This is a genomic window from Haemophilus sp. 27098_8_127 (assembly GCF_041433495.1).
GTDB lineage: Bacteria > Pseudomonadota > Gammaproteobacteria > Enterobacterales > Pasteurellaceae > Haemophilus_D.
Window position 1 is genome coordinate 191961 of sequence record NZ_JAPWBP010000003.1, and the last position, 18940, is coordinate 210900.

Genomic DNA, 18940 nt, shown 5'->3' on the forward strand with positions numbered 1-18940 from the left:
TCAGAAATCGGTGAGTTTGCACTTGGGAGCAATCATAGTTATGGATGAATTAGTCAAATCATTTAAAACCATCGCCTTGATGGGAAAACCGCGTCGCGATATTAATTTGCAAATGCATAAAAACTTGTATCAATGGCTGAAAGAGCGAGGGTATCAAGTTTTAGTCGAAAAAGAGGTCGGTGAAAAATTTGGTTTACCCGAAGAGGTTTTAGCGACAGTTGAACAAATCGGTGAGCAAGCACAACTTGTGATTGTTATCGGTGGTGATGGCAATATGCTAGGGCGTGCTCGCATTTTAGCTAAATATCATATTCCAATGATTGGCATTAACCGAGGTAACTTGGGCTTTTTGACCGATATCGATCCGAAAAATGCTTATGCACAGCTTGAAGCTTGTTTGGAACGCGGCGAGTTTTTTGTCGAAGAGCGTTTTTTATTGGAAGCTAAAATTGAACGCAATGGTGAAATTATTTCTAGTGGTAATGCAGTAAATGAGGCGGTTATTCACCCCGCTAAAATTGCGCACATGATTGATTTCCATGTTTATATCAACGATAAATTTGCCTTTTCTCAACGTTCAGACGGCTTGATTGTTTCCACCCCAACCGGTTCAACGGCTTATTCGCTTTCCGCAGGAGGTCCAATTTTAACCCCAAATTTAAATGCGATTGCCCTTGTGCCGATGTTCCCGCACACGCTTTCTTCTCGACCATTAGTAATTGATGGCGACAGTAAAATTTCAATTCGCTTTGCAGAACATAACACTTCACAGTTGGAATTAGGCTGTGATAGTCAAATTGCACTCGATTTTTGCCCAGATGATGTGGTGCATATTGAGAAAAGTCCGCATAAACTGCGTCTATTACACCTGAAAAATTACAATTATTACAATGTATTAAGCACGAAATTAGGCTGGCTTAAAAATTTCTAATCTAAAAATTTAAAAATCTCTTTACTGTATATTACATCAGTTATAATATATGGATATACAGTTAAGGAGATTTTTTTATGTTAACTCAACTTACCATCAATAATTTTGCAATAGTCCGCCAATTAGAGATTGAATTGGCGAAAGGAATGTCTGTGATCACGGGGGAAACCGGCGCAGGAAAATCTATTGCTATTGATGCATTGGGATTATGCTTGGGGCAGCGTATTGAAACTTCTATGGTTCGAGAAGGGCAGGAAAGAGCTGAAATTTGCGCCACATTTTTTATTGAACCAACTAACCCCGCTTATCAGTGGTTGCAAGAGCAAGAATTGCAAGATCCTGATAATCCCTCTGATTGTATTCTACGTCGTGTCATTAATGCAGATGGTCGTTCTAAAGCCTTTATCAATAGCACGCCCGTATCGGCTTCTCAATTAAAAGAAATAGGACAATATCTTATTCATATTAATGGGCAGCACGCTTCGCAGTTATTATTGAAAAATGATTATCAGCTTCAGTTGGTGGATATATTTGCGCATCACAATGATTTACTCGCACAAATGCGAGAAGATTATCGAGCATGGAAAAATCTTCAAACGCAAGTTAAAAATTTCCAACAAAAAGTTGCCGAAAATGAAGCGAAGAAACAACTTTTACAATATCAGGTAGAGGAATTGGATGAGTTTGCCCTTCGTCCAAATGAATATTTAGAATTAGAAGAGGATCAACGTCGTCTATCAAATAGCGAACAGCTGACACAGTTATCACAATCAGCCTTACAGCTACTCAGTGAAAATGAGACGGTGAGTATCGATTCTATGCTTTATCGTGCGACACAGTATATTGATGAATTAAGTGAGTTAGATCCTCGCTATGTTTCCGTTCAAACGATGTTGAATGATGCACTTATCCAAGTGCAAGAGGCGACAAGTGAAGTCCAACACCTTGCATCTCATATTGAGCAAGATCCGATGTTATTACAAGAGATTGAGCAGCGTTTAGGTCAAGCTTTACAACTCGCTCGCAAGCACAATGTGAAACCTGAAGAGTTAGTGGAGTGGCATCAAAAATTAAAAGCAGAATTGACCGCACTTTTAGATTTTTCAGAAAGTGAAGAACGCCTGATTCTAGAAGAAAAAGCCGCTTTTGAGAAAATGCAACATACGGCAAAACAATTACATGAAAGCCGTTACCAAGCTGCAGAGAAATTAGCCCAACAGGTTACACATTCTATCAAAGGGCTTGCAATGGAAAATGCCGAGTTTTTCATTGAAGTGAATTCGGATTTAACTAAAGTTGCGTCAAATGGGGCAGATAATATCGCCTTTACTTTACGCAGTAATCTAGGACAACAGGCACAACCGCTAGCAAAAGTGGCATCAGGTGGTGAATTGTCTCGTATTTCATTAGCGATTCAAGTCTTAACGTCCGATCAATCGGCGATTCCAACGTTAATCTTTGATGAGGTTGATGTTGGCATTAGCGGTAAAACGGCGAGCGTGGTCGGTAAATTGTTACGTCAATTAGGCGACAAATGCCAAGTGCTTTGTGTGACGCATTTACCACAAGTGGCATGTCATGGACATCATCAATTTAATGTTGAGAAATTTACCGTTGATGATAAAACTGAAACCAAAATGACCGCACTTTCTCAAGAAGAACGCGTACCTGCTCTTGCAAGATTACTCGGTGGTAGTGAAATTACGGATCTTGCTTTAGCAAATGCACAAGAGATGTTGGATTTAGTTAAATAAAATCAGGTAAATAAATGGGTGTTTGTCACCCATTTAATGTATTAATGAGTGAATTCTGTCGTAAAGCTTAGATTCTTCTTGTCACATTTCAAAAATACTTGATAGAAATGCTTGCTTATTAGTCAAAAAAGCGTATTATAGACGTCTATACGTCAATACATCTAAAAGAAGAGAATTTATGTCTAGCTATTTATTTACTTCTGAATCAGTTTCAGAAGGACATCCAGATAAGATTGCCGATCAAATTTCTGATGCGGTACTTGATGAAATTTTAAAACAAGATCCTAAAGCTCGTGTGGCTTGCGAAACCTATGTCAAAACAGGGATGGCGTTAGTGGGTGGTGAAATTACTACATCAGCATGGGTTGATATTGAAAACCTTACTCGCCAAGTGATTTGTGATATTGGTTATAAACACTCTGAAATGGGGTTTGATGGCAATTCTTGTGCTGTATTAAATGCGATTGGCAAACAGTCATCGGATATTAATCAAGGTGTGGATCGTGAGAATCCATTGGATCAAGGTGCGGGTGACCAAGGGATCATGTTTGGTTATGCAACAAATGAAACCGAAGTCTTGATGCCAGCAGCGATTACTTATGCGCATCGTTTAATGGAAAAACAAGCGGAAGTACGTAAAAGCGGTAACTTAGCCTGGTTACGCCCTGATGCGAAAAGCCAAGTGACCTTAAAATACGAAGATAACAAAATCGTGGGCGTGGATGCCGTTGTTCTTTCTACACAGCACAGTGAAGAAGTCTCACAAAAAGAAATTTATGAAGGCGTGATGGAAGAAATCATCAAGCCAATTTTGCCAAGTGAATGGTTATCTCAACAAACAAAATATTTTATTAACCCAACCGGTCGTTTTGTGATTGGTGGTCCAATGGGCGACTGTGGTTTAACGGGTCGTAAAATCATTGTCGATACCTACGGCGGTGCAGCTCGTCATGGTGGAGGTGCATTTTCTGGTAAAGATCCATCAAAAGTAGACCGTTCAGCTGCTTATGCCGCACGTTATGTGGCTAAAAATATTGTTGCAGCAGGTCTTGCAGATCGTTGTGAAATTCAACTTTCTTATGCAATTGGCGTGGCTGAGCCAACTTCTATCATGGTAGAAACCTTCGGCACAGGAAAAGTATCAAACGAAGTATTAGTTAAGTTAGTGCGTGAATTCTTTGATTTACGTCCTTATGGTTTAATTAAAATGTTAAATTTAATTCAACCAATCTATCGCCAAACTGCCGCGTATGGACACTTCGGTCGTGAACAATTCCCATGGGAAAAAGTAGATCGTGCAGAAGAATTGCGTGCAGCAGCCGGTCTTAAATAAGTAAATAAAATGTGTATGATAAAAACCGCTAAATTAGCGGTTTTTGTTTACTTAACATGATGATCTCATCTCAAACTCAGTTTCGGCATTTAAAAATGCAGGTACAGCGTAAACTTGCAGAAACATTACAACTGGCTGAAAATCACTTTCAACGGAAATTTCCTATTCCGACAATCAGTTATGACTTGCGAGGTGTAAAGGCTGGCGTTGCATACTTGCAGAAAAATGAGATTAAATTTAACCGCACTTTACTACTCGAGAATTCAGATGAATTTATTCATCAGGTGGTTCCACACGAATTAGCCCACCTTATTGTATATCAAGTATTTGGGCGAGTGAAACCGCATGGAAAGGAATGGCAAGCGGTGATGACGCAGTTATTCAATCTTCCGGCTGATACTTGCCATCAATTCGATGTGGAAAGTGTACAGGGTAAAATGTTTGCTTATCAATGCGAATGTCAGACCCATTATTTAACGATTCGTCGGCATAATCGTATTCAACGCGATAAAATTACCTATTTATGTCGAAAATGTCAGGGAAAATTGGTTTTTCATAGTGAAAATTAATGAGTGCTGTGATATATTCGTAATGTTTTCAATCAAATAACAGGGGTTATCCAATGAAAAAATCATTATTAGCTATCGTTGTCGGTGCATTAGCGGTTGCTTCAACTGCAAATGCTGGTTTATATGCGGAAGGCGATCTAGGTCTTTCAAGAACTAAATTAAGCAATGGTGGTTCAAGCAAAACTAAAGTTGAACCTCGTGTTGCAGTGGGTTACAAATTAGGTAATATGCGTGTAGCAGGTGATTATACTCATCACGGTAACTTCCAAGGTACTAAAGTTCAAGGTTTAGGTGCGACAGTATTCTATGACTTCGATACCAACTCTCAAATTGAACCTTATGTTGGTGCTCGTCTTGCGGCAAACCGTTTCAAATTTGAAGAGCGTGCGGATCAACGCTATAAAAGCTCTTCTGAAACCAAAGTGGGTTATGGCGTAGTTGCGGGTGCTAAATACAAATTAGCAGAAAAAGTGTATGCAAACGGTGGTTTAGAATATAACCGTTTAGGTAGCTTTGACGATACTAAAGTGAATAACTATGGCGCTAAAGTGGGCGTAGGTTACGAATTCTAATTTCCCTTTTGAAAAGTGCGGTTGATTTTCACCGCACTTTTTCTTTTGGAGGTGAAAATTTGTATCGGGCTAATCTATTTGTGATTAATTCATGTAGCAGTTACAATCCTCGTTCTAAATGAATTGAGGATTTTTTGTTTTTAGAGGTGAGAATATGATTATCGTTTATGGCATTAAAAACTGTGATACAGTGAAAAAAGCATTGAAGTGGCTAACTGAACATAATATTCAACATAAATTACATGATTATCGTGTGGATGGATTAGATACTCAATTCTTACAACAAGCAGAAGCACAATTTGGTTGGGAAAATTTAGTCAATAAGCGTAGTACAACGTGGCGTAATCTTGATGAAAATGTGAAAAATACACTCTCGAAATCTACCGCACTTTCCGTATTAGCTGAAAATCCAACGTTAATCAAACGCCCGATTATTTTGCAAGATGATAAGGCATTGATTGGCTTCAACGAAAAAGAATATATTGCAGCATTTGCTTAAAAGAGTAGTATTTCTTAGGAGTTTTTATGAAAGAAAAAGTGATTTTTTTGGCACAAGACCTCATCCGTCGCCCCTCTATTAGCCCAAATGATGAAGGCTGCCAGCAAATGATTGTAGAGCGTTTGGAAAAACTCGGCTTTCAAATTGAATGGATGCCTTTCAACGATACGTTAAATTTATGGGCGAAGCATGGTGCTGGTGAGCCTGTAATTGCCTTTGCAGGGCATACCGATGTGGTGCCGACGGGCGATGAAACGCAATGGACTTATCCGCCGTTTTCTGCCGAAATTGTAGATGATATGCTTTATGGTCGTGGTGCGGCAGATATGAAAGGCTCATTGGCAGCAATGATTGTGGCGGCAGAAGAATATGTGAAAGCTAATCCGAATCATAAAGGAACGATTGCTCTGTTGATTACTTCTGACGAAGAGGCTGCCGCGAAAGATGGCACAGTACGTGTTGTCGAAACGTTAATGGCGCGCGGTGAGAAAATCACTTATTGCATGGTAGGCGAGCCGTCTAGTTCAAAAACATTAGGCGATGTAGTCAAAAATGGCCGTCGCGGTTCGATTACGGGCAACCTCTACATTCAAGGTATTCAAGGTCATGTAGCTTATCCTCATTTAGCAGAAAACCCCATTCATAAAGCAGCGCCGTTCTTACAGGAATTAACCACATATCAATGGGATAATGGCAACGAATTTTTCCCGCCGACTAGTTTTCAAATTGCGAATATTCATGCAGGCACAGGGAGTAATAATGTCATTCCTGGTGAGCTTTATGTGCAATTCAATTTACGTTATTGTACAGAAGTGACTGATGAAAGCATTAAGCAGAAAGTGGCAGAAATGCTCGAAAAGCATGGTTTGAAATACCGTATTGATTGGAATTTATCAGGTAAACCATTTTTAACGAAACCGGGTAAATTACTAGATGCATTAACGACGGCTATTGAGCAAACAACCGGTATTACACCACAAGCAGAAACAGGCGGTGGTACCTCTGACGGGCGTTTTATTGCATTAATGGGCGCTGAAGTTGTGGAATTTGGGCCGCTTAATGCAACGATTCATAAAGTGAATGAATGTGTAAACGTTGATGATCTTGCCAAGTGCGGTCAGATTTATCATCAAATGTTAGTGAATTTATTGGATAAGTAAGATGAAATTAACGCCAGAAATGTTAAGCGGCAAATCTCGTGAACATTTGATCAATTTGCCTACACCTCATTCTCCAAATCATTTTTTGCAAGCAGAGGCAATGAAAGCGTTTCAAGGATTGCAACAAAGTGCGGTCAAAAATGGCTTTAATTTGCAGCCTGCGAGTAGCTTTCGTGATTTTGAACGTCAACAACTCATTTGGAATGGTAAATTTAACGGTGAACGCAAGGTTCATGATGATGCGGGAAATTCATTAGATTTAGCATTATTAGATGATTGGCAAAAAGCACAAGCTATTTTACGTTGGTCAGCGCTTCCAGGTGGCAGTCGTCATCATTGGGGAACAGAAATCGATATTTTTGATCCTGATCTTTTGCCTCAAGGTCAATCTTTACAACTTGAACCTTGGGAATATGAAAAGGGCGGTTATTTTTTTGAACTTAGTGAATTTCTCACTGAAAATCTACCGCACTTTGATTTTGTTTTGCCATTTATCAGTCAACCAGAAGGTAAAAAAATCGGCCGAGAGCCTTGGCATATTAGCTATTTACCGTTGGCAGAGCAGGCTTCACGATTATTTACGCCAGATGTACTATTGCAGGTTTGGCAGCATGAAATCGTGGCTGGAAAAGAAACGTTAATTACACATTTACCAGAGATTTTTGAGCAATATGTGGTTTAACAAAAAACGCAGCAAGCAGCTGCGTTTTTTTATGGTTTGATTAATTCTTTTTATTCTTTTCCAAGGATTTGTGCTGAATTTTCACATCCTTACCTTTAGCTTGGAAATATTCTCCAATTTGTTGAGCGATATAAACAGAACGATGTTTACCGCCCGTACAACCAATGGCAATGGTTAAATAGCTTCGATTATTTTGTTCTAACATCGGTAACCACGTTTCAATGTAATTACGCGTTTGATAGATAAAATTATTTACTTCATCATGCGCAAGTAAAAATTGCGCAACAGGTTCATCAAGCCCCGTCATTGGGCGCAGTTCTGGATTCCAGTGCGGGTTAGGCAGAAAACGCACATCAAAAACATAATCGGCATCAAGCGGAATGCCATATTTAAAGCCAAACGACTCAACCACGATCTTAAGTTCTTTATCTGTATTACCGCGTAAAACATCTCTTAAACGTTCAGATAACGCATGAGTGGAAAGTGGCGCAGTATCAATAATAAAATTAGCATGTTGAATTAAAGGCTCAAGTTGCTGATATTCTAAATCAATCGCTGATTCAAGCGGGAGATCTTGTGCTGAAAGTGGATGAAGACGACGTGAATCGCTGTAACGACGAATAAGTGTACTACGATCGCTGTCCAGAAAGATGATTTTGACGGAATAAGTAGCTTGAATATCTGTCAGGATTTTGTCTAAGTCAGCACTAGAATGAGGAAGATTTCGAATATCGAGGCTAATGGCGACAGCCGTTTGAGTTTTGGCGAGAATATTGGTGAGTTGAGGAAGTAAATCGAGAGGAAGATTATCCACGCAATAATAGCCCATATCTTCCAAAGCTCGTAATGCGACAGATTTTCCTGCGCCTGAGCGACCGCTGATAATAATAATTTCCATCTGCGTGATTCCTTATGGTTGGTAGGTTAGGTTATACCTCTTGAGGTTCAATATTATCTAAATTTGTGTCATCCTCAGATTCCTCTGAATGATCGGCACATTCAAAAATTTGCCAAATTTCATCCGCACTTTGTGCTGAACGAAGTTGTTTAATTAAGTTTTTATCAGTTAATTTTTCGTTGAGTTCTGCCAGAACAGGAATATATTCTTGGCAGAGATTTTCAGGTACAAGCACAGCAAAAACGATATCCACGGGTTTATTATCTGCAGCATCATAATCAACAGGACCATCTAATTGCATAAATACTGTTAGGATATTATCTGATGCTGTAGCAGGTAACTTGGCTTTAGGCATGGCGACACCATTGCCTAATCCTGAATTACCTAATTTTTCCCGTTCAAACAAACATTCAAAACATGCTTGTTCACCATTTTCGCAGTGAAGTTTTTCCACAACGAAAGCGGCAATAGATTCAAATAATCGTTTCTTGCTAGAAAAAGCAACCCCCTGACGAATATCATCAGGGGAGAGCAATGTCGTAAATTTCATAGGTTATAGTTTAAATTGTTCGCCTAAATAGACACGTTTAACGTGCTCATCATTCATGACTTCTTCCGGTGTGCCGGTCGCGATAATTTTTCCTTCGCCAACTATGTAAGCGCGTTCACAGACATCAAGGGTTTCGCGTACGTTATGGTCGGTAATTAACACGCCTAAGCCACGATTACGGAGATCCGTGATAATTTTCTTAATATCCGTCACCGAAATAGGGTCAACACCGGCAAACGGTTCATCTAGTAAAATGAATTTAGGATTTGCCGCTAAGGCGCGTGCAATTTCCACACGACGACGTTCACCACCAGAAAGCGATTGTCCCAGGCTATCACGAATATGGCCAATATTGAACTCATCAATTAACTCATCCGCTCTCTCTCGGCGTTGTTCTGCAGTGAGATCTTTGCGAATTTCTAATACCGCCATAAGATTTTCATATACCGTTAAACGACGGAAAATAGAGGCTTCTTGTGGTAAATAGCCAATTCCTCGACGAGCACGTTCATGCATAGGTAACACGCTAATATCATCGCCATCAATGGTGATTTTTCCCTGATCGTGACGCACTAAACCGACGACCATGTAGAAAGTAGTGGTTTTACCTGCACCATTTGGACCAAGTAGGCCAACAATTTCATTGGAGTTTACGGTTAAACTCACATCAGAAACCACTTTTCGGCTCTTATAGCTTTTTGCGAGAAATTCAGCTTGTAATACAGACATCGGTTATTTTTTACCTTTTTGTTGTAATTGGGTTGGAATTAAGACGGTTTGCACGCGTGATTTTCCATTACCATTGGCTTTTAACTGTTGTTTTTTCACATCATAAGTGATGCGTTCACCGTTAATTTTGCTATCTAATTGTTTTAATTCAGCATTACCGGTCAATGTTAAGAATTCAGTGCCTAAATCGTAGTGAACTTTATTCGCTCTACCGTCAACAGGCTTACCATCATCAAGTTGTTGGTGGAAGGTAACAGGGCTACCAAATGCTTCAACGGTTTCTTTTTTACCTGAATTTTCTGGTGGGCGAGTAATAACTACTTTATTGGCTTTAATCAAAATAGAACCTTGCGTAATTACAACGTTATCCGTAAAGGTTACGACGCTGTTTTCCATATCTAAAGATTGATTATCTGAGACAATATTAATCGGTTTATTGGTATCGTCTTTTAACGCAAAAGCAGATAAAGAAGTCATCATTAACGCTGTTAAAAGCAGAATTTTATTGTTTGTTGATTTCATAATATGTTTTTACCTGTTCCTTTAGAGTTGCAACTTGCTGACGTAAATTTCCGACAAGCTTCAATCCGCTAGAGTTAAAGTTTAATCCGTTAATTTTTACTTGTGTATCGGAAGTAATGTCTTGTGTTTTTAAATTAATTACTGCGGCTTCAGTCTCAACACGTTGTAGGCGAGATAAAGGATCAAGGCTCTCAGCAACCACACCACCTTCAAGATAGAGCATTTGATCTTTCGTTAATTTTGCCTTTTTCGCGCTAAGTTTCCAATTTTGTTTTTCTAATTGAATTTTATCGGTTTTCGCTTCTTTATCTTTATTGTCCAAAGAGACATCAAAAAGATAGACTAACGGCGAAATAAAATCCGTACGACCGTCTTGTGTGTAATATTCCACTTTGTCGGAAATCGCGAGATACTGTTTTTTACCTTCAGGTGAGAATACAGTGGTTTCCATTTTATTACCGACGTATTCCGGGCTATCAGGCTTTTTAATGAGGCTTTGTAAATCGCTATGATCTTGATTAAGCGAATAATACCAGCCTAATAAAGCGAGGGCGATGACACCTAAAATAATATTCCAACGAATATTCATAAATAACGTTTTTTCCTTATTAAAAGGGTAGCTAATCATAGCACTTTTTTGACACAAAGTGCGGTCAAAAATAGCGGTATTTTAGTCTTCTAAAATAAGTGTTTTTAAGATCTGATAAATCTCTCTATAAGCTTTTGACGGCTTATTTTGTTCCTTCTCTTTTTGTGCTACACGAATCAAATTTCGTAAGTGTTGGCGGTCTGCAGAAGGATGTTCATTTAACAAATCAGTCAGAGCCGCATCACCTTTTGCAATCAATTCATCACGTAAGATTTCCAACTTATGTAGCATAGCTTGTTGCTGATTATGTTTGTTTTCAATTTTTTCTAAAGCTTCACGAATAGGCTCTGCATCAATTGAGCGTAAGAGCTTACCGATGTATTGCAATTGGCGACGACGCGCCTCTTTTTGCAGGCGTTGCGCTAATTCAATGGCATCTTTCAAACTATCGTCTAGTGGAACCTTAGTCAGATTTGCTTTGGTTAAGTTCACCAATTTCTCGCCGAGCTGTTTTAAGTCCTCAGCGTCGCGTTTGATTTCACTTTTGCTTACCCAAATAATCTCTTCTTGGTCTTCATCTTCCCAATCAAAGGCTTCTTTTTTCTTACGTTTTGCCATTCTGTTACCTTATGAAAAATTTGGTGCATTTTAGCATAAACTTTCAAAATAAGATAAAATGGCGCAAATTTTTAATAGGATTATTACCATGAAAACAGCAGAAAATTTAACCGCACTTTTAAAATCTCAAGAGCAAACATTGCGTGATGCGGTCAGTTTTGCGATTGAAACCGCCCAGAAAGCGGGCGCCACCGCTGAAGTAGGTGTGACAAAAGTGAGTGGTTTATCGGTTTCAACCCGTCTGCAAGAGATTGAAAATGTTGAATTTACTAACGATGGTGCATTAGGCATTTCTGTTTATTTAGGCCAACAAAAAGGTAATGCCTCTACCTCAGATTTAAGCGAAGAAGCGATTAAAAACACTGTTGAAGCAGCGCTCGCCATTGCAAAATATACCTCGCCAGATGATTGCACAGGTCTAGCAGATAAAGAACTAATGGCTTTTGAAGCCCCCGATTTAGAACTTTATCATGGAGCAAGTGTTGATGTTGAACAGGCTACAAAATTAGCTTTAGAGGCTGAAAAATCAGCGTTGGAATACGATGCTAAAATCGTGAATAGTAATGGAGCGAGCTTTAATTCGCATACTGGCGTGCGTGTTTATGGCAATACACACGGCATGCTACAAAGTTACTTATCTAGTCGTTATTCTTTATCTTGTTCGGTGATCGGTGGCGAGCTAGATCAACTGGAAAATGACTATGAATACACGGTTTCACGTGAGTTTGATGCGCTTTCTTCAGCGGATTGGGTAGGACAGAATTGTGCAAAAAAAGTGATTGCGCGTTTAAATCCACAAAAATTAACGACACGTGAAGTGCCCGTGATTTTCTTAAATGATGTAGCAACTGGATTAATTTCTCATTTAACGGGCGCGATTAGTGGCGGCAGCTTATATCGTAAATCCAGTTTCTTGCTCGATCATCTTGGAAAACAAGTATTGCCAGATTGGTTCCAAATTAGTGAGCGTCCGCATTTGTTAAAACGTTTAGCCTCCACGCCTTTTGATAGCGAAGGGGTGCGAACACAGGATCTTGAAATTATTCAAGATGGCGTATTGCAAACCTATTTGCTCACCAGTTACAGCGGTAGAAAAATGGGCATGCAAAGTACCGGTCATGCAGGCGGTATTCATAACTGGCTTGTAAAACCAAATTTAACGGGGGGATTGACCGCACTTTTACGTCAGATGGGCACTGGTTTATTGGTTACCGATGTCATGGGGCAAGGCGTAAATATTGTGACGGGGGATTATTCCCGTGGTGCAGCAGGGTTCTGGGTGGAAAATGGTGAAATCCAATATCCAGTTGCTGAAATTACCATTGCCGGTCAATTACAGAATATGTTGAAAAATATTGTGGCAGTAGCAGATGATATTGAACATCGATCCAATATTCAAACCGGTTCAATCTTGTTAGATAAGATGAAAATTTCAGGAAATTAATAAATTTTAAAAATGATAATAATTATTATTGACAGATGATTTCTTTCTGCTACTATACACACATCTGTTTCGTAGCGATTGCAGGTTGCTTCAACAGGTAGAGTAGAAAGTAAATTCGTTAGGGTTAAAAAGGCTGAAGGTTTAAACTTCAGCCTTTTTTATTGTAGAATACGCAAACGATTAAATCAAAAAGGAAAGGCCATGAAAAAACACCACGTCGATATTATGATTTCAGAAGCGGATGTCCGTAGTCGCATAGCTGAACTTGGCGCGGAAATTACGCATTTTTATCAACAAAAAGCCATTGATAAACTGATTGTTGTCGGGCTTTTACGTGGTTCATTTATGTTCATGGCCGATCTGGTGCGTGAATTAAAATTGCCGGTAGAAGTCGAGTTTATGACCACTTCAAGCTATGGTAGCGGAATGACAAGTAATCACGATGTGAAAATTACGAAAGATCTTGAAGGGGATATTCGTAATGAACACGTGCTAATTGTTGAGGACATTATTGATACGGGTTACACCCTTGAAAAAGTGCGTGGTATTTTAAATTTACGCGATCCTGCAAGCTTGGCGATTTGTACCTTGTTAGATAAACCTTCTCGCCGAGAAGTGGAAGTACCGGTTGAATGGATTGGTTTTTCTATTCCGGATGAATTTGTTGTCGGCTATGGTATTGATTACGCTCAACGTTATCGTAATCTAGGCTATATTGGCAAAGTGGTTATAGACGAATAATTTATTTTTCAATAAAAAGAGCGGTCAAAATTCACAGTGATTTTTGACCGCTCTTTGTTTGTTAAGATTAGCGTTTCGCTTTTTTGATAAACTTCATCAAGCGTTTACGTTTACGTAATTGGTTTGGTGTGAGTTTATTTTTTCTACCCGCGAATGGGTTTGAACCTTCTTGGAATAGCAAGCGAATTGGCGAACCAATAATTTTCAAACTCTTACGATAATAATTAGATAAATAACGTTTGTATGAATCCGGTAATTTATCCATTTGGTTACCATGTACCACGATAATTGGTGGATTATAGCCGCCTGGGTGAGCGTATTTTAATTTAATACGACGTCCGCCAATCATTGGTGGTTGATGCTCATCCGTTGCCATTTGTAAAATGCGGGTGAGAAGAGACGTCGTCATTTTTTGTGTCGCACAAGCATAAGCTTCTTTAATCGAATCAAAAAGATTACCCACGCCACTGCCGTGTAAAGCAGAAATAAAATGCACTCGGGCAAAGTCGATGAAATCAAGACGGCGATCTAATTCGGATTTGACGCGATCTTTTACATCTTGATCTAAGCCGTCCCATTTATTCACGACGATCACCAGTGAGCGACCCGTATTTAAGATAAAGCCAAGTAGAGAGAGATCTTGGTCTGAAATGTTTTCACGTGCATCAATGGTGAGTAATACCACGTTTGCATCTTGAATCGCTTGTAATGTTTTGATGACAGAGAATTTCTCAACGGCTAAATGCACTTTTCCACGTTTACGCACACCCGCTGTATCAATCAAGGTGTATTGTTGCCCATCGCGTTCCATCGGAATGTAGATACTGTCGCGTGTTGTGCCTGGCATGTCGTAAACCACCACGCGATCTTCACCTAAAATACGATTGGTTAATGTCGATTTACCGACGTTTGGACGGCCTACAATCGCAATTTTGATATTTTTATCTTGTTCTTCTTCAAGCTCTTCGTCCAATGCATCATCAATTAATGACGTATCTTCCTCTGAATCAAAGTCAAATTCATGATCCCATTCATCTTTTTCTTCTTCATCAGAAGTGCGGTCATTTTCTGCTTCGTTTTCTTGTAATTTTTCCGCTAAAGGGGCAAGTACTTGCTCCATCAACTGGGTCACACCACGGCCTTGTGATGCGGCAATTTGTTCAATTTCACCTAAGCCTAATTGATAGAATTCTGCACAGTGTGAATCTGCATCAATACCATCAGTTTTGTTTGCCACCACGACGGTTGTTTTATTCGTACGTTGGCGTAAGTAGTTGGCAATGCCAATGTCTGCAGCCGTTAAACCTGCACGAGCATCCACTAAGAAAAGCACGACATCGGCCTCTTCAATGGCTAATAAGGATTGTTCCGCCATTTTTTCTTCAACGCCTTCTTCTGTGCCATCAATACCGCCGGTATCGATCACAATGAAATCATAGCCAGAAATATTGGCATGACCGTATTTACGATCTCGGGTTAAACCGGGGAAGTCAGCGACAAGCGCATCGCGAGTACGAGTTAAACGATTGAATAGGGTGGATTTACCAACGTTTGGGCGACCCACTAAGGCAACGACAGGAGTTGTCATAAAAATATCTCTGTAAAGTGTAAATTTGGTTAATTATAGCGAATGTTGGCTGGCAGGTAAAATTTGGGCATAAAAAAAGCACCTTCAGGTGCTTCATTATCTCGGCTTAATTGGCGGAATGGACGGGACTCGAACCCGCGACCCCCTGCGTGACAGGCAGGTATTCTAACCAGCTGAACTACCACTCCGTGAGTATATTAAGACAAGTTTTAAATTGGCGGAATGGACGGGACTCGAACCCGCGACCCCCTGCGTGACAGGCAGGTATTCTAACCAGCTGAACTACCACTCCGCTAAGTGCTGGGTATAATAATGATGAACGTTAAAACCGTCAATCTTTTTTTTCTTTTTTATGTTTATCTGATTAATAGATAACCGATTAATGTGAGGTTTCCTCACCCGTACGAATAGACCAAAAACATTTGCCATCACTCTTTTTATTGACCAATTTAAGGAAATCTAAATGAGCTTGGAGTTCGTCATCAGTGGGTTGTAACACTTTTAAATTCTGCGAAAAATTGACCGCACTTTGAAGATCTTGCATATTGGCGCTAGCTTGGATAATTGAACTATCCGCATGATCTTCGTCAAATAGACTGGTTTGCCCGCCCGTCATGGATAAATAAACGTCAGCTAAAATCTCCGCATCCAGTAACGCGCCGTGGAGTGTTCGTTTGCTGTTATCAATGCCTAAACGATCACACAAAGCATCTAAGCTATTACGTTTTCCCGGGTACATTTGGCGTGCCATTTGCAACGTATCGGTGACGAGGCAAATGTCGGTTGTTTTGATATCTAACCCAAGTTTACGGAATTCATAGTCCATAAAGCCCACGTCGAAGGGGGCGTTGTGAATCAGCAGTTCGGCTCCACGAATGTATTCAATAAAGTCTTGTGCAATCGTTTTGAAATCCGGTTTATCCGCCAGCATTTCATCCGTAATACCGTGAACTTTAATGGCATCGGGATCAACCAAACGATCCGGCTTAATATAAATGTGAAAATTATTGCCCGTATATTTACGGTTGATCATTTCCACGGCACCGATTTCAATAATGCAATGTCCTTCGTAATGCGCACCAATTTGGTTCATACCGGTGGTTTCAGTATCCAGTACAATCTGGCGATCCGGATTTATCATTGTTCTACCTATCTGTTTCCTTTAAAATACTGCCTATTTTACACAAGCTCGAATTAGTTATGCAAAAACAGATTGAAATTTTTACGGATGGATCTTGCCTCGGCAACCCGGGAGCCGGTGGCATAGGGATTGTCCTGCGCTATAAACAGCATGAAAAACATATTTCAAAAGGGTATTTCAAAACCACCAATAATCGCATGGAATTACGAGCAGTGATTGAGGCTTTAAATAGCTTAAAAGAGCCTTGCCATGTGACGCTTTATAGCGATAGCCAATATATGAAAAATGGCATCACACAATGGATTTACAATTGGAAGAAAAACAATTGGAAAGCGAGCACGGGCAAAGCGGTAAAAAATCAGGATTTATGGATTGCGTTAGATCAGGCGATTCAAACCCATAACATTAATTGGCAGTGGGTGAAAGGCCATTCTGGCCACCGTGAAAATGAAATTTGTGATGAATTAGCGAAACAAGGCGCAGAAAACCCAACTTTCGAAGATATCGGTTACGAAGGCTAGTCTGCACCTTGTTTTAAAGTGCGGTTATTCTTGATAACGAATTAAACCTTCCTGCTGTGTGGTGGCAATTAATGTGCCATCTGCAGCAAAAATTTGTCCTCTCGCTAAACCACGACCCGCAAAAGCATTATTACTTTCAATGGCATGTAAGTGCCAATTATTTAAATTGAAAGGGCGGTGGAACCAAATACTGTGGTCGATCGTGGCCACTTTCATCCCTTTCTGTAAAAAGCCTTTCCCATGCGGGTGAAGTGCGGTCAAAATACAGTGAAAATCAGAGAAATAGGCCAAGAGACATTGTTGAGTCTGCAAATCTAATGGAGCTTCTCCGTTGGTTTTAAACCAAGCATATTGTTCTGGTGGCAGTTTTCGACCATCAAATGGATTGTTCAAATATCGGCTATGAATCTGAAATGGTCGTTCTTGGGCAAATTTTTCACTCAAGCTTTCAGGCAAAGTCTGCGCCACTTTTAACATGATTTCGTGCTCATCAATACATTGTTCTGGCCCCGGCACTTGTGGCATGGCTGATTGATGGTCAAAGCCTTCTTCGGGTACTTGAAATGAAGCAGTGACATGACAAATCACATTTTTATGCTGAATAGCTTTTACGCGTAATGCAGAAAAATTGCGCCCTTCACGTAAAGTTTCCACGTCATAAATAATCGGGTATTGACTGTCGCCAGGTGCCAAAAAGTAAGCATGGCAAGAGTGGAGTACGCGCTCAGGCGGGGCAACTTGCATCGCGGCAGAAAGAGATTGCGCTACGACTTGACCACCAAACACTTGGCGAAAACCTAAGTCTTCACAGGCTCCGCGAAAGATAAGATCATCAATTTTTTCTAGTTTTAACAATTCGATGAGTTGATTTAATTTATCCGACATTGTTTTTTCCTTTTATAAATACAAAAAGACCGCATAGTTATGCGGTCTGAAGTGTTTTTATACGTTAAAGCGGAAGTGCATAACATCACCATCTTGGACGATGTAGTCTTTACCTTCTAAGCGCCATTTACCCGCTTCTTTTGCTCCGTTTTCACCTTTGAATTGGATGAAGTCATCGTAAGCAATCACTTCTGCACGGATGAAGCCTTTTTCAAAGTCTGTGTGGATTACAGCCGCTGCTTTAGGGGCGGTTGCACCAACAGAAACCGTCCATGCGCGAACTTCTTTCACACCCGCAGTGAAGTAGGTTTGAAGATTTAATAAGGCATAACCTGCACGAATTACACGGTTTAAGCCAGGTTCCTCAATGCCAAGATCTTGCAAGAATTCGATTTTTTCATCGTCATCAAGTTCAGCAATCTCCGCTTCAATCGCCGCACACACAGGCACCACAACAGATCCTTCTTTTTCTGCAAACTCACGTACTTTGTCTAAATACGGGTTATTTTCAAAACCGTCTTCATTCACGTTCGCGATGTACATGGTTGGTTTTAATGTAAGGAAGTTATAGCTTTTAATTGCTAATAACTCATCTTTATCTAACTCAACAGAACGAATCATGCCTGCTTCAGAAAGTACAGGAAGGATTTTTTCCATCACAGATAGCTCAAATTTTGCATCTTTATCGCCACCTTTAGCACGTTTTTGTAAACGTTGGATTGCACGTTCGCAGCTGTCTAAGTCAGCAAGGGCTAATTCGGTATTGATGGTTTCGATATCGCTTAATGGGTCGATTTTACCCGCAACGTGCACGATGTCATCATTTTCAAAGCAACGAACAACATGACCAATCGCATCAGTTTCACGGATGTTAGCTAAGAATTTATTCCCTAAGCCTTCACCTTTACTTGCACCCGCAACCAAACCTGCGATATCCACAAACTCCATGGTGGTGGGTAATACTCGTTCAGGTTTAACAATTTCCGCTAACGCATCTAAACGCGGATCTGGCATTGGTACCACGCCAGTATTTGGTTCGATGGTACAGAACGGATAGTTTGCCGCTTCGATACCGGCTTTGGTTAATGCATTAAAAAGGGTAGATTTGCCGACGTTTGGCAAACCAACGATACCACATTTAAATCCCATGATGTTTTCCTTATTGTGAGCGTAAGTGCGGTTAAAATTTATGGTATTTTTTCACCGCACTTTTG

Annotated in this window: 21 protein-coding genes and 2 tRNA genes; 11 read left to right on the forward strand and 12 right to left on the reverse strand. The window is 40.1% G+C overall.

The features are described from left to right. Positions 1-40: 40 nt before the first annotated feature. The 8 genes from O3746_RS05270 to O3746_RS05305 all read left to right on the forward strand — a co-directional run bounded on the left by O3746_RS05270 (position 41) and on the right by O3746_RS05305 (position 7500). Complete coding sequence (locus O3746_RS05270) at positions 41-931, forward strand: NAD(+) kinase (protein ID WP_054418107.1); 891 nt, start codon at positions 41-43, stop codon at positions 929-931. 77 nt (positions 932-1008) lie between these two features. After that, positions 1009-2685, forward strand: a complete 1677-nt coding sequence (recN, locus tag O3746_RS05275; RefSeq protein ID WP_371447969.1) for a DNA repair protein RecN — start codon at positions 1009-1011, stop codon at positions 2683-2685. Positions 2686-2863: 178 nt separating this feature from the next. Then, the gene (gene metK / locus O3746_RS05280; protein ID WP_197546482.1) at positions 2864-4018 is read left to right on the forward strand and encodes a methionine adenosyltransferase; all 1155 of its coding nucleotides are present in this window, start codon (positions 2864-2866) and stop codon (positions 4016-4018) included. 56 nt (positions 4019-4074) lie between these two features. Beyond that, on the forward strand, positions 4075-4587 hold the full coding sequence (locus tag O3746_RS05285) for a SprT family zinc-dependent metalloprotease (RefSeq protein ID WP_314789528.1): 513 nt from the start codon (positions 4075-4077) through the stop codon (positions 4585-4587). Between the two features lie 53 nt (positions 4588-4640). Beyond that, positions 4641-5159: an opacity family porin gene (locus O3746_RS05290; RefSeq protein ID WP_005699876.1), complete on the forward strand. Its 519-nt coding sequence runs from the start codon at positions 4641-4643 to the stop codon at positions 5157-5159. 154 nt (positions 5160-5313) lie between these two features. Beyond that, on the forward strand, positions 5314-5658 hold the full coding sequence (locus O3746_RS05295; protein WP_371447973.1) for an ArsC family reductase: 345 nt from the start codon (positions 5314-5316) through the stop codon (positions 5656-5658). Positions 5659-5684: 26 nt separating this feature from the next. Next, positions 5685-6818: a succinyl-diaminopimelate desuccinylase gene (gene dapE / locus O3746_RS05300; RefSeq protein ID WP_371447975.1), complete on the forward strand. Its 1134-nt coding sequence runs from the start codon at positions 5685-5687 to the stop codon at positions 6816-6818. A gap of 1 nt (position 6819) precedes the next feature. Then, on the forward strand, positions 6820-7500 hold the full coding sequence (locus tag O3746_RS05305; protein ID WP_371447977.1) for a M15 family metallopeptidase: 681 nt from the start codon (positions 6820-6822) through the stop codon (positions 7498-7500). Between the two features lie 40 nt (positions 7501-7540). Here O3746_RS05305 and rapZ read toward each other — a convergent pair whose 3' ends face one another. The 6 genes from rapZ to yjgA form a co-directional block, all read right to left on the reverse strand. Next, positions 7541-8398: an RNase adapter RapZ gene (rapZ, locus tag O3746_RS05310; RefSeq protein WP_371447979.1), complete on the reverse strand. Its 858-nt coding sequence runs from the start codon at positions 8396-8398 to the stop codon at positions 7541-7543. Between the two features lie 31 nt (positions 8399-8429). Next, positions 8430-8948: a PTS IIA-like nitrogen regulatory protein PtsN gene (ptsN, locus tag O3746_RS05315; RefSeq protein WP_371447981.1), complete on the reverse strand. Its 519-nt coding sequence runs from the start codon at positions 8946-8948 to the stop codon at positions 8430-8432. Between the two features lie 3 nt (positions 8949-8951). Next, positions 8952-9677 carry an LPS export ABC transporter ATP-binding protein gene (gene lptB / locus O3746_RS05320; protein ID WP_005696470.1) on the reverse strand — a complete coding sequence of 242 codons (726 nt, stop codon included), beginning with the start codon at positions 9675-9677 and terminating at the stop codon, positions 8952-8954. A gap of 3 nt (positions 9678-9680) precedes the next feature. Beyond that, positions 9681-10199, reverse strand: a complete 519-nt coding sequence (gene lptA, locus O3746_RS05325; protein WP_005696469.1) for a lipopolysaccharide transport periplasmic protein LptA — start codon at positions 10197-10199, stop codon at positions 9681-9683. Further along, positions 10180-10788 carry an LPS export ABC transporter periplasmic protein LptC gene (lptC, locus tag O3746_RS05330; RefSeq protein ID WP_197544272.1) on the reverse strand — a complete coding sequence of 203 codons (609 nt, stop codon included), beginning with the start codon at positions 10786-10788 and terminating at the stop codon, positions 10180-10182. The genes lptA and lptC overlap by 20 nt, the downstream gene beginning before the upstream one ends. Positions 10789-10869: 81 nt before the next feature. Then, positions 10870-11406 (reverse strand): ribosome biogenesis factor YjgA, encoded by a 537-nt coding sequence (yjgA, locus tag O3746_RS05335; protein WP_371447985.1) that lies wholly within the window; start codon positions 11404-11406, stop codon positions 10870-10872. An 88-nt stretch (positions 11407-11494) separates the two neighbouring features. Between yjgA and pmbA the strand changes: the two genes are divergently transcribed. Together pmbA and hpt are read left to right on the forward strand one after the other, a co-directional pair. Then, on the forward strand, positions 11495-12850 hold the full coding sequence (gene pmbA, locus O3746_RS05340) for a metalloprotease PmbA (protein ID WP_371447988.1): 1356 nt from the start codon (positions 11495-11497) through the stop codon (positions 12848-12850). A 201-nt stretch (positions 12851-13051) separates the two neighbouring features. Next, positions 13052-13591, forward strand: a complete 540-nt coding sequence (hpt, locus tag O3746_RS05345) for a hypoxanthine phosphoribosyltransferase (protein ID WP_005696465.1) — start codon at positions 13052-13054, stop codon at positions 13589-13591. A 67-nt stretch (positions 13592-13658) separates the two neighbouring features. Here hpt and der read toward each other — a convergent pair whose 3' ends face one another. From der to dnaQ, 4 genes are all read right to left on the reverse strand, one after another. Continuing rightward, positions 13659-15179, reverse strand: a complete 1521-nt coding sequence (der, locus tag O3746_RS05350; RefSeq protein WP_197562294.1) for a ribosome biogenesis GTPase Der — start codon at positions 15177-15179, stop codon at positions 13659-13661. Between the two features lie 111 nt (positions 15180-15290). After that, positions 15291-15367 (reverse strand) — tRNA-Asp (locus O3746_RS05355). A gap of 27 nt (positions 15368-15394) precedes the next feature. Then, a tRNA-Asp gene (locus tag O3746_RS05360) sits at positions 15395-15471 on the reverse strand. Between the two features lie 87 nt (positions 15472-15558). Beyond that, positions 15559-16320, reverse strand: coding sequence for a DNA polymerase III subunit epsilon (gene dnaQ, locus O3746_RS05365; RefSeq protein ID WP_371447991.1), 762 nt, complete (start codon positions 16318-16320; stop codon positions 15559-15561). Positions 16321-16379: 59 nt separating this feature from the next. Between dnaQ and rnhA the strand changes: the two genes are divergently transcribed. Beyond that, entirely contained in the window at positions 16380-16841 is a 462-nt protein-coding gene (gene rnhA, locus O3746_RS05370) for a ribonuclease HI (RefSeq protein ID WP_049373888.1), read from the forward strand. Positions 16842-16865: 24 nt separating this feature from the next. On the opposite strand, the gene tesB is transcribed toward rnhA, so the two are convergent. Together tesB and ychF are read right to left on the reverse strand one after the other, a co-directional pair. Next, entirely contained in the window at positions 16866-17726 is an 861-nt protein-coding gene (gene tesB / locus O3746_RS05375; RefSeq protein WP_371447994.1) for an acyl-CoA thioesterase II, read from the reverse strand. A gap of 57 nt (positions 17727-17783) precedes the next feature. Continuing rightward, positions 17784-18875 carry a redox-regulated ATPase YchF gene (gene ychF / locus O3746_RS05380; protein ID WP_049355809.1) on the reverse strand — a complete coding sequence of 364 codons (1092 nt, stop codon included), beginning with the start codon at positions 18873-18875 and terminating at the stop codon, positions 17784-17786. Positions 18876-18940: the final 65 nt, after the last annotated feature.

Coding starts and splice junctions, on each gene's coding strand:
- rnhA (WP_049373888.1), top strand. CDS start 16,380: ATGCAAAAACAGATTGAAATTTTTACGGATGGATCTTGCCTCGGCAAC.
- lptC (WP_197544272.1), bottom strand. CDS start 10,788: ATGAATATTCGTTGGAATATTATTTTAGGTGTCATCGCCCTCGCTTTA.
- der (WP_197562294.1), bottom strand. CDS start 15,179: ATGACAACTCCTGTCGTTGCCTTAGTGGGTCGCCCAAACGTTGGTAAA.
- pmbA (WP_371447988.1), top strand. CDS start 11,495: ATGAAAACAGCAGAAAATTTAACCGCACTTTTAAAATCTCAAGAGCAA.
- dapE (WP_371447975.1), top strand. CDS start 5,685: ATGAAAGAAAAAGTGATTTTTTTGGCACAAGACCTCATCCGTCGCCCC.
- ychF (WP_049355809.1), bottom strand. CDS start 18,875: ATGGGATTTAAATGTGGTATCGTTGGTTTGCCAAACGTCGGCAAATCT.
- ptsN (WP_371447981.1), bottom strand. CDS start 8,948: ATGAAATTTACGACATTGCTCTCCCCTGATGATATTCGTCAGGGGGTT.
- hpt (WP_005696465.1), top strand. CDS start 13,052: ATGAAAAAACACCACGTCGATATTATGATTTCAGAAGCGGATGTCCGT.
- O3746_RS05290 (WP_005699876.1), top strand. CDS start 4,641: ATGAAAAAATCATTATTAGCTATCGTTGTCGGTGCATTAGCGGTTGCT.
- tesB (WP_371447994.1), bottom strand. CDS start 17,726: ATGTCGGATAAATTAAATCAACTCATCGAATTGTTAAAACTAGAAAAA.
- O3746_RS05295 (WP_371447973.1), top strand. CDS start 5,314: ATGATTATCGTTTATGGCATTAAAAACTGTGATACAGTGAAAAAAGCA.
- yjgA (WP_371447985.1), bottom strand. CDS start 11,406: ATGGCAAAACGTAAGAAAAAAGAAGCCTTTGATTGGGAAGATGAAGAC.
- lptB (WP_005696470.1), bottom strand. CDS start 9,677: ATGTCTGTATTACAAGCTGAATTTCTCGCAAAAAGCTATAAGAGCCGA.
- metK (WP_197546482.1), top strand. CDS start 2,864: ATGTCTAGCTATTTATTTACTTCTGAATCAGTTTCAGAAGGACATCCA.
- O3746_RS05285 (WP_314789528.1), top strand. CDS start 4,075: ATGATGATCTCATCTCAAACTCAGTTTCGGCATTTAAAAATGCAGGTA.
- lptA (WP_005696469.1), bottom strand. CDS start 10,199: ATGAAATCAACAAACAATAAAATTCTGCTTTTAACAGCGTTAATGATG.
- rapZ (WP_371447979.1), bottom strand. CDS start 8,398: ATGGAAATTATTATTATCAGCGGTCGCTCAGGCGCAGGAAAATCTGTC.
- O3746_RS05270 (WP_054418107.1), top strand. CDS start 41: ATGGATGAATTAGTCAAATCATTTAAAACCATCGCCTTGATGGGAAAA.
- recN (WP_371447969.1), top strand. CDS start 1,009: ATGTTAACTCAACTTACCATCAATAATTTTGCAATAGTCCGCCAATTA.
- O3746_RS05305 (WP_371447977.1), top strand. CDS start 6,820: ATGAAATTAACGCCAGAAATGTTAAGCGGCAAATCTCGTGAACATTTG.
- dnaQ (WP_371447991.1), bottom strand. CDS start 16,320: ATGATAAATCCGGATCGCCAGATTGTACTGGATACTGAAACCACCGGT.